This window comes from Kitasatospora sp. NBC_00315 (assembly GCF_041435095.1).
In the GTDB taxonomy this organism is placed as follows: Bacteria; Actinomycetota; Actinomycetes; order Streptomycetales; family Streptomycetaceae; genus Kitasatospora.
Genome location: NZ_CP108025.1, coordinates 638,765 through 652,528 on the forward strand (window position 1 = coordinate 638,765; position 13,764 = coordinate 652,528).

At 72.8% G+C, this 13,764-nt stretch carries 9 protein-coding genes; 2 read left to right on the forward strand and 7 right to left on the reverse strand.

The annotated features are described in order from the left end of the window. Positions 1–83 precede the first annotated feature (83 nt). On the reverse strand, positions 84–1,814 hold the full coding sequence (locus OG823_RS02705; protein WP_371477129.1) for a discoidin domain-containing protein: 1,731 nt from the start codon (positions 1,812–1,814) through the stop codon (positions 84–86). A 399-nt stretch (positions 1,815–2,213) separates the two neighbouring features. Here OG823_RS02705 and OG823_RS02710 point away from each other — a divergent pair, with 399 nt between their 5' ends. Then, a complete protein-coding gene (locus OG823_RS02710; protein ID WP_371477132.1) occupies positions 2,214–5,426 on the forward strand; it encodes a discoidin domain-containing protein in 3,213 nt (1,070 codons plus the stop codon). A 29-nt stretch (positions 5,427–5,455) separates the two neighbouring features. Further along, complete coding sequence (locus OG823_RS02715) at positions 5,456–7,015, forward strand: beta-1,3-glucanase family protein (RefSeq protein ID WP_371477135.1); 1,560 nt, start codon at positions 5,456–5,458, stop codon at positions 7,013–7,015. A gap of 228 nt (positions 7,016–7,243) precedes the next feature. On the opposite strand, the gene hypE is transcribed toward OG823_RS02715, so the two are convergent. The 6 genes from hypE to hypA all read right to left on the reverse strand — a co-directional run bounded on the left by hypE (position 7,244) and on the right by hypA (position 13,573). Continuing rightward, a complete protein-coding gene (gene hypE, locus OG823_RS02720; protein ID WP_371477137.1) occupies positions 7,244–8,335 on the reverse strand; it encodes a hydrogenase expression/formation protein HypE in 1,092 nt (363 codons plus the stop codon). Then, positions 8,328–9,452 carry a hydrogenase formation protein HypD gene (gene hypD / locus OG823_RS02725; RefSeq protein WP_371477139.1) on the reverse strand — a complete coding sequence of 375 codons (1,125 nt, stop codon included), beginning with the start codon at positions 9,450–9,452 and terminating at the stop codon, positions 8,328–8,330. Before hypD ends, hypE begins: the two co-directional genes overlap by 8 nt. Next, on the reverse strand, positions 9,449–9,733 hold the full coding sequence (locus OG823_RS02730) for a HypC/HybG/HupF family hydrogenase formation chaperone (protein WP_371477141.1): 285 nt from the start codon (positions 9,731–9,733) through the stop codon (positions 9,449–9,451). The genes hypD and OG823_RS02730 overlap by 4 nt, the downstream gene beginning before the upstream one ends. A gap of 96 nt (positions 9,734–9,829) precedes the next feature. Beyond that, positions 9,830–12,322 (reverse strand): carbamoyltransferase HypF, encoded by a 2,493-nt coding sequence (gene hypF / locus OG823_RS02735; protein WP_371477143.1) that lies wholly within the window; start codon positions 12,320–12,322, stop codon positions 9,830–9,832. Beyond that, positions 12,319–13,188, reverse strand: coding sequence for a hydrogenase nickel incorporation protein HypB (hypB, locus tag OG823_RS02740; RefSeq protein WP_371477146.1), 870 nt, complete (start codon positions 13,186–13,188; stop codon positions 12,319–12,321). Before hypB ends, hypF begins: the two co-directional genes overlap by 4 nt. A 4-nt stretch (positions 13,189–13,192) precedes the next feature. After that, positions 13,193–13,573: a hydrogenase maturation nickel metallochaperone HypA gene (hypA, locus tag OG823_RS02745; protein WP_371477149.1), complete on the reverse strand. Its 381-nt coding sequence runs from the start codon at positions 13,571–13,573 to the stop codon at positions 13,193–13,195. Positions 13,574–13,764: the final 191 nt, after the last annotated feature.

Sequence of the window (13,764 nt, forward strand, 5' to 3'; positions counted from 1 at the left end):
CCGCCCCGGCCCGGCGAAGGCCCGGAGGGCGGGCCGGCGCGGGCCGGCGCGGGCCGGCGCCGGCGGGGCCGGGCGCGCCGGCGTCAGGAGGCGTAGACCTGGAGCCCGGAGAGCTGGCCGGCCGGCCAGCCGGTGTTGGCGGTGAAGACGACCCGCAGATACCGGACGGTCGCCTGGGCGGGCAGGACGACGGTGGTGGTGTTGCCGGTGGCCGGGTCGAAGGTCCGGGTGAGCTGGCCGGCCAGCGAGGTGTGCGGGACGTCGGTGGTGTCTCCCAGCAGGGTGAAGGTCTGGCTGCGGGTCGACCAGGCGGCCGCCGGCGGCAGGGTGAGGACGATCCGCCCGACCGGCCTCGGCACCCCGAGGTCGACCTGGATCCACTGCGGGAAGCTGTTGTTGGCGCTCTCCCAGTAGCTGTCGGCGCTCCCGTCGACCGCGTTGGCGCTGCCGTAGCCCTGGGTCTGACTGCTCTGCGTGGTCGGGTGGCCGAGGGCGAGATCACCGGTGGGCGGCGGGGGCGGCGGGGTACCGAGGACGGGCGCCGTCGGGCGGGTGGCGGTGAGCGCGAGCTGGCCCTTCAGCATCCGGCCGCCGTCGGCGGTGAGCCGCAGGTAGTAGTCGGCGGAGCAGGCGGTGCCGTCCTCGTCCAGTGCCGGCAGACCCGAGCCGACCGGGACCCCGGCGGTGGTCTCGGCGGTCTTGGCGATCTGGTTGCCCTCGTTGAACTCGTCGAACATCGAGATGTAGATGCCCTGCGCGCCCGCACGCACCACGTTGTAGAACTGCCGCCACATGAAGTCGCCGTGCGCGCGCTGGTGTTCGGCCAGATCGCCCGGCAGGACGCAGGGCTGGTAGTCGATGCCGTGCGCCTGGCAGTCGGCCTCGTCCGGCACCGTGCAGGAGGCGTAGAAGGCGTCGGAGTCGGCGGCGGTGCCGATCCGGCCGACCATCCACGGGGAGAGCATGTGGAAGGCGTGGTAGACGTCCAGGTAGCCGGGCCGGGAGTCGTTGACGCCGGTCCGCCAGTAGGTCGGCACCCCGCCCATCACGTAACAGCCCTGGCTCTTAAACCAGTTGACGACGTCGAGACAGGCGGCGGGCGTCCACGGGTGGTTCGGGTCGTTGAAGCCGAAGCCCCAGATGCCCACCACGGGGCGGCCGCTCTGCCGCGCGTAGGCCGGGGAGGCGGTGTGCGCGGCCATCTTGGCCGTCCAGTCGGCCTTGATCTCCTCCTGCATCGAGGTCCAGCCGCTGACGTCGTACATGACGTAGAACTTCCGGTCGTGCGCCTCGGCGGCGGCCCGGACCTTGGCGGCCATCGCGTCCCGGGTGGGGCCCTCCCCGCCGGTCGGGTTGAACCGCTGGAGAGCGGCGGTGTCACAGCCGTTCTGCTGCATCCAGAGGAAGTGGGTGTCGACGGTCTGCTGGTCGTAGGAGGAGAACAGGGCGGCGGGGGCGCCGGTGGGGAGGTTGGCGTAGGCGGTCGGGTAACTCCGGCTGTACTCACGGGTGTCGGGCCAGGCCTTGATGACGTTGGTGCTCGGCGAGGGCGAGCGTGACCAGTCCTGGCTCCAGTGCCACCAGCCGTTGATCGGCGCACCGTCTCCGGGGCAGGCGAACCAGCCCTGGTAGCCGACGGTGATCTTGCCGACGACGTCCCCGGCGACACCGGCGGCGAGCGCGGCGGCGGCCGGAGCGACGGGCGGGGCCCCGGGCACGGCGGCCTGCGTCGGCGTCAGGAGGGCGGCGGACAGCGGGCCGAGGGTGGATCCGGCCAGGGCGGAGCCGATGAAGGTGCGGCGCGTGATTGCCATGCGGGGGAGCGTAATCCGCCGGTTACATGACAGCAATAGTCTGCGCAGTTCTAGCAATTTTCTTACTGATACAACGCAAGTGGATCTCGTGCCCCGAGTGGGCGCACCCCGGAGGCCAGCGCCCGGCCCGCAGGCGCCGGGGCACCCGCCGGCTTACCCGCCGGCCGACTGCCTTCCGGAACTGACGGCGGAAAGCCGCAAACCCTGCCAGAGCGTCCGCCCGATCGTGCACTTGTCTTGACACTCCGGAGAGCCGGTCGCCATCATCACATGGCCCCGAGAGCGCTCTCCCGTTGAACTGCCAACCCTCATCCCCCGCCCGGACCCCACCCATCCGGAGACACCATGGCAGGTCTGTCCTTAGATGTCCGAACTCAACGGCCGCCCCATTCACGGCGGTTGCGCCGCGAGCGGCGAGGCCCCCTCATCCTGATCCTGCTCACCGCGCTGCTGGCCGGCTTGCTGACAGCGGCCGCCAACTCCCCCGCGCGGGCCGCCGCCACCCTGCTCTCGCAGGGCCGGCCGGCGACCGCCTCCTCCACCGAGAACACCGGCGCCCCCGCCTCGGCCGCCGTGGACGGTGACCCGGGCACCCGGTGGTCCAGCGCCTTCGGCGGTCCCCAGTGGCTGCAGGTCGACCTCGGCGGTGCCATGACGATCGGTCAGGTCGTACTGCGCTGGGAGGCCGCGTACGCGAAGGCGTACCAGATCCAGACCTCCACCGACGGAACCACCTGGACCACCGCCTACTCCACCACCACCGGCGCCGGCGGCACCGAGACGGTCAACCTCACCGCCACCGCCCGCTACGTACGCCTCTACGGCACTCAGCGCGCCACCCAGTACGGCTACTCCCTCTGGGAGTTCCAGGTCTACGGCAGTGCCGGGCCGCCGCCCTGCGCAGTCACCACGGCGGCACTGGGCCACCCCGCCTCGGCCTCCTCCGCCGAGAACGCCGGGACCCAGCCGAGCGCCGCCTTCGACGGCAACGCCGGAACCCGCTGGTCGAGCGCGGCGAGCGACCCGCAGTGGATCCAGGTCGACCTCGGCGCGGCCCAGCAGGTCTGCGGCGCCACGCTCGCCTGGGAGACGGCGTACGCGAAGGCGTACCAGATCCAGACCTCCACCGACGGAACCACCTGGACCACCGCCTACTCCACCACCACCGGCGCCGGCGGCACCGAGACGGTCAACCTCACCGCCACCGCCCGCTACGTACGCCTCTACGGCACCCAGCGCGCCACCCAGTACGGCTACTCCCTCTGGGAGTTCACCGTCCTGACCCCCGGCGGCACCACCACCCCGCCGACCGGCGGTGACGGCACCTGCCCCTGGGTGCACTCCACCGCCCCGGTGGCGCAGCGCGTCGCTCAGGTGATGGCGCAGATGACCCAGGCGCAGAAGATCTCGGTGCTGCACGGCAACGGCAACTCCTCGCCCTACATCGGCAACCTCTCCCCCGTCCCCTCGCTCTGCATCCCGGGGCTCAACCTCCAGGACGGCCCCAGCGGCGTCGGCGACGGGCTCGGCGGGGTCACCCAGCTGCCCTCCGCCGTCGCCTCGGCCGCGACCTGGGACGTCGGCCTCCAGCAGAGCTACGGCGCCGTCGCGGGTGCGGAGTTCGCGGGCAAGGGCGCCGACGTCGCGCTCGGCCCGACGCTCAACATCACCCGTGACCCGCGCTGGGGCCGGGCCTTCGAGACCTACAGCGAGGATCCGTACCTCACCGCGAGGATGGCGACCGCGAGCATCCAGGGCCTGCAGAGCCAGGGGGTGATGGCCCAGGCCAAACACGTCGCGGTCTACAACCAGGAGACGTACCGCAACGGCCCCGAGGACAACGCGGTGCTCGACACCCGAACCCTCCAGGAGACCTACCTGCCGGGCTTCCAGGCAGCGGTGCGCGACGGCGCCGCGGCGTCGGTGATGTGCGGCTACTCCACCGTGAACGGCACCTTCTCCTGCCAGAACCCCTACCTGCTGAACACCGCGCTCTACCAGCAGGCCGACTTCGGCGGCTTCGTCACCTCCGACTGGGGCGCCATGCACTCCACCGTCGAGTCCGCGAACGCGGGCATGACGATGGAGATGCCGGGCGGCTACTTCTACGGCGACTTCCTCAACCAGGCGCTCGCCAACGGCCAGGTCAGCCAGGCGACGCTGGACACCATGGTGAGCCGGGTGCTCACCCAGATGTTCGCCTTCGGCCTCTTCGACAGGGCGCGGACCGGCTCGACCGCCTCGGTGGTCACCAGCGCCGCCCACCAGGCGACCGCCGCCAAGGTCGCCGAGCAGGGCACCGTGCTGCTGAAGAACACCGGTGTGCTGCCGCTCTCCACGGCCACCACCAGGTCGATCGCCGTGATCGGCGTGGACGGCGGCGCGGGGGTGCAGAGCGTCGGCGGCGGCAGCGCGACGGCCACCAGCTCCGGCACGGTCTGGCCGATCACCGGCATCCAGAACCGGGCCGGCAGCGGAGTGAACGTCCAGTACGAGCCGGCGGCCGACGACGCGGGCGTGGCCCGGGCCGTCACGCTGGCACACGGCTCCGACGTGGCGGTCGTCTTCGCCAGCTACCCCGAGCAGGAGGGCACCGACCTCACCTCGATCGACCTGCCCGGCAACCAGAACTCCCTGATCGCCCAGGTCGCCGCCGCCAACCCGCGCACCGTCGTGGTGCTCAACACCGGATCCGCCGTCACCATGCCCTGGCTCGGCCAGGTGCAGGCGGTGATGGAGAACTGGTACGCGGGCCAGGGTGCCGGCACCGGCCTCGCGGCGCTGCTGTTCGGCGACGCCAGCCCGTCCGGCAAGCTGCCGGTGACCTTTCCGGTGAGCCTGGCCGACGTACCGGCGCACACCACCGCCCAGTGGCCCGGGAACGGCACCGACGCCGTGCAGTACTCGGAGGGGCTGGAGGTCGGCTACCGCTGGTACGACGACCACGGCATCACTCCGCTGTTCCCCTTCGGCTTCGGGCTCTCGTACACCACCTTCGGCTTCTCGGCCCTGCAGATCGGGGTACCCGACAGCGGCGGCAACACCGTCGTCAGTGCCACGGTGACCAACACCGGCACCCGGGCCGGGGCCGAGATCGCCCAGCTCTACCTGGGCGCCCCCGCCGGCACCGGCGAGCCCGCCAAGCAGCTCAAGGGCTTCCAGCGGGTCGACCTCCAGCCGGGGGCGAGCGCGCGGGTGCAGTTCACCCTCGGCGCGCACGACCTCTCCCAGTGGTCGGACGCGGCCGGCGGCTGGACGGTCGGGGCGGGCACCTACCAGATCATGGTGGGCGACTCCTCCCGGAACCTGCCGCTCGCCGGCACCCTGGCGGCGGGCCCCTCGATCGTCCCGACCCGGACGGTCACCCTCACCAACCCGCACGGTATGAGCAGCCCGCTGAGCACGCCGGTGAGCCTGGCGGTCGCCGGGCGCAGCTCCGCCGGGGCGCAGCTCACCTTCACCGCCACCGGACTGCCGGCCGGACTGGCGATCAGCCCCGCGGGGGTGATCTCCGGTACGGCCACCGCGGCCGGGACCAGCACCGTGCGCGTCACCGCGGCCGACGGCAGCGGGGCGTCCGGCAGCGCCTCCTTCGTCTGGACCGTCAGCTGACCGCGCCCCGCATCCACGAGAGGACCACCGTGCCAACCCGACGTACCGTACTGGGCTGGGCCGCCGCTTCGGCCGCCGTCCCGCTCCTCGGCCTCTCGGCCGCCACCCGCGCCTCGGCCGCCACCTCGCTGCCGGTGACCGTGGTCAACAACACCGGGGTCCACCCGAACTCCGCGCTCTGGATCCACGTGGTCGGCACCAACCCGGCCGGCGCACAGTGCTACCTGCGCGCGGACGGCGTACTCGTCCCCGTCTCGGCCTCGCTCAACGGCCCCGACGGGTACGCCGATCTGGCCATTCCGTTCAGCGCGGCGGGCAACACCCTGCTCTCGCTGCCCAACATGTCGGGCCGGATCTACCTGTCGGTCGACGAGAAGCTGAAGTTCCGGGTGGTCACCGACGGCAACGGCCGTGCGGCGCTGCAGTATCCGGCCGCCTGGGTGACCAGCGACCCGAGCTACCACGTGCTGCACGACTGCATGGAGTTCACCTTCGCGCCGAGCGGGATGTACTGCAACACCACCATGGTGGACATGTTCAGCGTGCCGCTGGCGATCACCCTCAACGGCGCCGCCCACCAGAGCACCGGCACGCTGGTGCCCGGCGGGCGGGACGCGATCTTCGCGGGCGTCGCCGCGCTGCCCGCCTTCGCGCCGCTGGTCAGTGCGAACGGGCTGCGGGTGCTCGCCCCCGGACACGGCATCGAGGCCGGGCTGTTCGCCTCGAACTACTACGACCCGTACATCGACCAGGTGTGGAACACCTACAGCGGCACGGACCTGCGGGTGGCCATCAACGGCACCACCTACACCGGGCGGGTCTCCGGCGGGCAGCTGCGGTTCAGCGGCGGGGTCGCGCCGCTCAACAAGCCCACCACCAAGGACGTCTTCTACTGCAACGGCGCACTGGGCGCTCCCAACGACGGCCTGAGCGGCCCGGTCGCCGCGCAGCTCGGCGCCGCCTTCAACCGGTCCACGCTCACCGACCACCCGGATCAGCCGGTCGCCGACCCGGCGGCCTTCTACCGGCAGTCGGTGACCAACCACTACTCCCGGGTGATCCACGCCAACACGGTGGACGGGCGGGCCTACGGCTTCCCGTTCGACGACGTCGGCGACTTCGCCTCGTACATCCAGGACGGCGCGCCGACCTCGATCACGCTGACCCTGACCCCGTTCAAGGACGGTGGCCCGGCCACTGCCGCCCTGCTCTCCCGGGGCCGCCCGGCCACCGCCTCGTCTGTGGAGAACGGCGGCACACCGGCCTCGGCGGCCTTCGACGGCGACGGCGGCACCCGCTGGTCCAGTGCCTTCGCGGATCCCCAGTGGCTCCAGGTCGATCTCGGCTCGACGCACAGCGTCAGCCGCGCGCGGCTCGTCTGGGAGACGGCGTACGCCGCCGCGTACCAGCTGCGGGCCTCCACCGACGGCAGCACCTGGACGACCGTGTACGCCACGACCGCCGGGCGGGGCGGCACGGAGGAGATCGGATTCGCGGCCACCCCGGCCCGCTATCTGCGGTTCTACGGCACCGGGCGGGCCACCGTCTGGGGCTACTCGCTCTGGGAGATGGAGGTCTACGGCGTGTGAACCCCGCTCGGCGGGCCGGCCCGGGTCAGGGGGCCGGGCCGCCGAGCGGCTTCGTCCCCTCCGGCCTACCCCGCGGACCACGCCGGCCGGTTGACGCCCCGGGGGCGCAGTGGAACGGCAGTCGCAGCAGCTCGTTCTCGGTCCGGCCCTTCTCGTTCTCGGTCCGGCCCTCAGAAGGATGACGTTCCCGCCCGCCGGTCCGGTGACCGGCGGGCGGGAATCCGCGAGTCAGCAGATCCGGGGCAGCTGCTCCCCGATCGGCAGGTCCACCACCCGGGTGCCGCCCAGCCCGGTGCGGGCGACCACCATGCCGGGGTGGTCGGCGACGCACTCGCCGATCACCGCGGCCCGCGCGCCGAGCGGGTGGGCCCTCATCGCGTCGAGCACCGCGTCGGCGTGCTCGGGCGGCACGAAGGCGACGAGCTTGCCCTCGTTGGCGACGTACATCGGGTCCAGGCCGAGGACGGCGCAGGCGTTGGCCACCTCGGCCGGCACCGGGATGCTCCGCTCCCGTACGACGACGCCCACCCCGGCGGCGCCGGCGATCTCGTTGAGCGCGGCCCCGAGCCCGCCGCGGGTGGGGTCGCGCAGCACGTGCAGGTCCGGGGTGACCGCGAGCATCGCCTCCACCAGGCCGCCCAGCGGCGCGCAGTCGCTCTCGATCCGGACGCCGAACTCCAGGCCCTCGCGCACGCTCATCACCGCGACACCGTGGACGCCGATGTCGCCGCTGACGATCACCACGTCGCCCGGCGTGGCCCGCTGCGCCCGGATGTCCACGCCGGCCGGGATCAGGCCGATTCCGGCGGTGTTGACGTAGATGCCGTCGCCGTGGCCGGACTCGACGACCTTGGTGTCACCGGTCACCACCTCCACGCCGGCCCGGCGGGCGGCCGCGCCGAGGGCCTCGGCGACCCTGGCCACCACCGCCATCTCCACGCCCTCCTCCAGGATGAAGGCGCAGGACAGGTAGGCCGGGCGGGCCCCGCTCATGGCCAGGTCGTTGACCGTCCCGTTGACCGCGAGGTCCCCGATGCTCCCGCCGGGGAAGAACAGCGGGCGCACCACGAAGGAGTCCGTGGAGAAGGCGAGCCGGGCGCCGCCGAGGGTGAGCGCCGCCGAGTCACCGAGCGAGGCGAGCACCTGCCCGCCGAAGGCCGGCGCGAAGACGTGCTCGACCAGCTCCGCGGACATCGCGCCGCCGCCGCCGTGGCCCATCACCACCCTGGGGTGGTCGCGCAGCGGCAGCGGACAGTTCCAGCCGGAGAAGTCGGGCGCCGTCGGGGCCTGGGTGTTCAGCACGTCGGTGGTGTCAGGCAACGGGACTCGCCTCCAGGGGTGCGGCCGGCATGCCGAGCCGTCGGTACAGGTAGTAGGCCGCGCAGGCACCCTCGCTGGAGACCATGGTGGCGCCGAGCGGACTGCGCGGGGTGCAGGTGGTTCCGAACGCCTCGCACTGGTTGGGCTTCAGCAGGCCCTGGAGCACTTCGCCGCTGCGGCACTCGGCCGGTTCGCGGGTGTTGATGCCGGAGACCTCGAAGCGGTGCTCGGCGTCGTACTCGCGGTAGCGCGCGGAGAGCCGCCAACCGCTCTGCGGGATGACCCCGATGCCGCGCCAGGCACGGTCGGTGACCTCGAAGACGTCCGCCAGCATCGCCTTGGCGGCCGGATTGCCCTCCGGGCGCACCGCGCGCGGGTAGGCGTTCTCCACGGTGTGCTCACCGCGCTCCAGCTGGTGCACGGTCCGGCGGATGCCCTCCAGGATGTCCAGCGGCTCGAAGCCGGTCACCACGATCGGCACCTTGTGCCGGGCCGCGAGCTCCGGGTACTCGTCCACGCCCATCACGCTGCACACGTGACCGGCGGCCAGGAAGCCCTGGACCCGGCAGTCCGGGGAGGTCATGATCGCCTCGATCGCCGGGGGCACCCGGACGTGCGAGACCAGCAGGCTGAAGTTGCGGATCCCCAGCCTGCGCGCCTGGTGGACCGTCATGGCGTTCGGCGGGGCGGTGGTCTCGAACCCGATGCCGAAGAACACCACCTCGCGGGTGGGGTTCTCCCGGGCGATCCGCAGTGCGTCCAGCGGCGAGTAGACGATCCGGACGTCGCCGCCCTCGCCGCGGACCCGGAACAGGTCGCGATCGGTGCCGGGAACCCGCAGCATGTCACCGAACGAACAGAAGATCACGCCCGGCCGGGACGCGATCTCCAACGCCTTGTCGATCACCTCCAGCGGTGTCACGCACACCGGACAACCCGGTCCGTGGATCAACTCGACCTCGTCCGGCAGCAGCTGATCGATCCCGTGCCGGATGATGGTGTGCGTCTGGCCGCCGCAGACCTCCATCAGCGCCCACGGCCTGGTCACCGTGGCACGGATGTCGTCGAGCAGGCCGCGTGCCAGCTCCGGGTTCTGGAACTCCTCCAGGTACTTCACAGCAGGTCCTCCCCCACAGCGGCGGCCGCCTCCCACGGGTCGCCGAACTCCTCCTGCAGCAGGCCGAGTTCGGCGAACAGCTCCAGGGTCCTTCGGGCCGACTCCTCGTCCAGTCGCTGCAGGGCGAAGCCGACGTGGACCACCGCGTACTCACCCACCTTCAGATCCGGCAGGTACTCCAGGCACACGTCCTTGACCACGCCGCCGAAGTCGACGACGGCCATCCGCGTACCGTCCCGCTCCTCGATCTCCACAACCCTTCCGGGTACTGCCAGGCACATCGGGCTCTCCTCGCTCCTTGTGGCCGAACTCCTCGTGACCGAGCTTCCGTCGTCCCACCCGCTGGTGACCGGCCCGCCTCTCAACCGGCCCGCCTCTCAACCGAACTGCTCTCGGCCGAACTGCTCTCGGCCGAACTCCCCGTAGCAGGCCGGTTCGGCCGCTTCCCCCGCTCGGCGCTCCGCCGCGCCGGCGCGCGCCGCCACCATCAGCTGGCCCAGCGCCAACCCGCCGTCGTTGGGCGGGACCAGCCGGTGGCGCAGCACGGTGAACCCGTCGGCGCGCAGGCCGCTCGCGCAGGCCGTGGACAGCACCGTGTTGGCGAACACCCCACCGGTCAGCGCCACCGTGCCGACATCGCAGCGCTCGCGCGCACTGCGACAGACCTCCCGGACGAGATCCGCCACCGCGCGGTGGAAGCGCGCCGCGATCAGGCCGGGGCCGCTCCCCGCCCGGAGGTCCGCGATCACCGCCGCCAGCACCGGCGCCGGATCGGCCACCAACTCGGCGTCCCCGGAGCGGCTTTCGTGCGACGTCCCGCCGGCCGAAGAGATCCGGCCAGCAGTGCCGCGCCCCGGACTGCTCCGGGCGGGGCTCAGTGCGAAGGTGTAGCCGTGGTCGACCGGCGGGTGTCCGACCGCCGCCGCCTCCAGCTCGACGGCTGCCTGCGCCTCGTAGCCGGCCAGCTGGCACACCCCCGCCAGGGAGGAGACGGCGTCGAAGAGCCGGCCCATGCTGGAGGTGGCGACGCAGTTCAGGTTCCGTTCCAACTGGCGTGCGAGAGCGCGTCGTTCGTCCGGGGGGCAGGCGCCGACGCAGGGCAGGTCCTCGTCCCAGGGCAGGCCGGCGCTGTACAGCTGGGCCAGCGCCATCCGGTAGGGGCGGGCCACCGCCGCGTCACCGCCGGGCAGCGGCACGTAGCCGAGGCGGGCGTGGCGGTGGTAGCCCTCGTAGTCGGCGAGCAGCACCTCGCCGCCCCAGACGGCGCCGTCGTCGCCGTAGCCGGTGCCGTCGAAGGCGACACCGATCACGGGCCGGCTGCCGTCCAGTCCGTGTTCGGCCATCGCGGCGGCGACATGGGCGTGATGGTGCTGCACCCGGGCGAGGGGACGTCCGGCGGCGGCGCCCCGCGCCCACCGGCCCGAACGGTAGCCGGGGTGGCGGTCGGCGACCAACAGCTCCGGAGCCACACCGGTGATCGTCCCCAGCTGGCCGACCGCACGGTCGAAGGCCCGCAGGGTGGCCAGATCGTCCATGTCCCCGACGTGCCCGGAGAGCCAGGCTCGGCGGCCCTCGGCGAGACAGAAGACGTTCTTGAGGTCCCCGCCGACCGCCAGCACGGGCCGCACCGGGAGTGGCAGCCTCAGCGGTACCGGTGCGTAGCCTCGGGAGCGGCGCACGAGGAGCGGTTCGCCGTCGCAGACCCGGACGACCGAGTCGTCGCAGGGTACGTGGATCGGGCGGTCGTGGGTGAGCCAGCCGTCGACAAACGGAGCCAGCCGCTCCAGCGCCTCGGCGTCGTCGGTCACGATGGGTTCACCGGACAGGTTGCCGCTGGTGAGGACGAGCAGCCGGGGCCCCGGCGGGTCACCGGGCAGGCCGAGCAGCAGATGGTGGAGCGGCGTGTAGGGCAGCATCACCCCGAGGTCGGGGCTGCGCGGTGCGACCGCCTCCGCGAGTGCCTTCGCGTCCGGCGGGCCGTCGGCGCGGCGCCGCAGCAGGACGATCGGCCGGACCGCGCCGGTGAGCAACTGCCGTTCCAGGGAGTTCAGTCGGACGAGCGGCTCGATGTCCGCGATCTCCCGGGCCATCAGCGCGAAGGGCTTGTCGCCCCGGGCCTTGCGGCGTCGTAGCAGGGCCACCGCCGCCGGGTTCGTGGCATCGCACGCGAGGTGGTAGCCGCCGATGCCCTTGACGGCCAGGATCGCGCCGGCCGCCAGCATCTCCCGGGCCCGGGCCATCGCGTCCGGGCCGTTGCGTTCCGGCGCGCCGGGCACGATCGAGGAGAGCCGGGGCCCGCAGGCGTGGCAGGCGATCGGCTGGGCGTGGAAGCGGCGGTCGGCCGGGTCACCGTACTCGCGGGCGCAGTCGGGGCACATCGCGAACCCGGCCATGGTGGTGTCGGCCCGGTCGTAGGGCAGCGCGGTGACGATGGTGAAGCGCGGGCCGCAGTTGGTGCAGGTGATGAAGGGGTGACGGTGACGCCGGTCGGCGGGATCCACCAGCTCAGCGAGGCAGTCCGCGCAGGTGGCGGTGTCCGGCGGGATCAGGGTCCGGCGGGGGCCGCCGGCGCGTGAGGCGACGATGGCGAAGCCCCGCCCGCCGGTGGGCGGCATCCGCTCCTGCGCCACCGACTCCACCTCGGCCAGCGGGGGCGCGTCGGCGGCGACCCGGCGGCAGAACTCCGCCACGGCGTCGGGAGCGCCCTCGACCTCGGCGGTGACGCCCTCCCCGGTGTTCGTCACCTGCCCGTGCAGCCCGAGTTCGCCGGCGAGGGTGTAGACGAACGGCCGGAACCCGACGCCCTGCACCACGCCCCGGACGGAGATCCGGCACCGCTCCCGGATCGCGGTGTCCTGACGGAGCGTCAAGACCGCTCCCCCACCGGGGCCGGCGCGGTCTCGTGCTCGTGCGGGTGGCCGTGGTGCGCCGGGCCGTGCTCGTGGCCGTGAGTGTGGTCGTGGCCGGTGCCGTGCTCCTGGTCGTGGCCGGTGCCGTCGTCGTGGCCGGTGCCGTGGTCGTGGTCGTGCCGGTGGGCGGGGGCGCCCTGGTGCCGGCCCATCACCGGCCGGTGCACCGGTGTGCCCGTCAGCACCGCCAGTGCGCGGTCGAGCAGGATGCCCACGCCCGCGCCCGTGCGGGCGGAGGTGAACACCACCTCGACCCCCGGGTTGACCCGCTGCACGTTGGCGCGGAACGCCGCCTCGTCGAAGTCCACGGCCGCCGCGATGTCGGTCTTGGTCACCACCACCAGGTTCGCCAGCCCGAACGCGGTCGGGTACTTGAGCGGTTTGTCCTCCCCCTCGGTGACCGAGGCCAGGGCGACCCGCAGTGACTCACCGAGGTCGTACGAGGCCGGGCAGACCAGGTTGCCGACGTTCTCCACGAACAGCAGCCTGGTCTCCTCGGGGAGCCATCCCGCCAGATGCCCCCGGACCATCGAAGCCTCCAGGTGGCAGAGGCCGTCGGTCAGCACCTGCTTGACCGGCGCTCCGGAGCGGGCGAGGCGGGTGGCGTCGTTCTCGGTGGCCAGGTCGGCGGTGATCGCCGCGACAGGGACGGCCCGCTCGCGGGCGAGGGTGAGTTCGGCCTCCAGCAGTGCGGTCTTCCCGCTTCCCGGGCTGGAGAGCAGGTTGACGGCGATGGCTCCGCGGGCGGCCAGCTCGGCCCGCAGCTCCAGTGCGCTCCGCTCGTTCTTGGCGAGCACGGCCTGCTGCAGGTCGACGACTCGGCACATGGGCTCAGCCTTCCTGGTGTGCTGGGACGTGCGCCGGGCCGTCGGCCCACCGCACATTGAGGATCTGGAGTTCGCGTCCGGCGAGCAGCTCGGCCCGCCCGCCGTCGCAGCGCGGGCAGATCAGGTCGGGCGGCATGCCGACCTGCCACTCGACCCCGCAGGGCGCGCACTCGGCGACCGCCGTGACGGGCTCGGTGACCAGCTCGGCGCCCTCCAGCACGGTGTCCGCGCAGGCCAGTTCGAAACAGAAGGCGAGGGCCTGCGGTACGACCCCGGCGAGTTCGCCGACCTGCAGATGGACGGCCTCCACACCGGTGGCGCCCGCCCCCCGGGCGGCCTCCTCGACCTGCTCCACCACGGCCATCGCGATCGACATCTCGTGCATCGGTCTCTTCTCCCGCGCGAAGCCGGTGAGGCGTGGTCGGCGGCCCGGCCGGTCCGTCCGGACCCCGGCGTGTCCGTCGGGGGCCGCGTGGGCCCGGCCCCGGCTCCGCCGTTCGGGCCCGTACGGTCGGGGCCCGTTCGGGCTCCATTACAGGGCGCGGTGACGATGCGGCCGGGTAGCCGCGCCGTCAC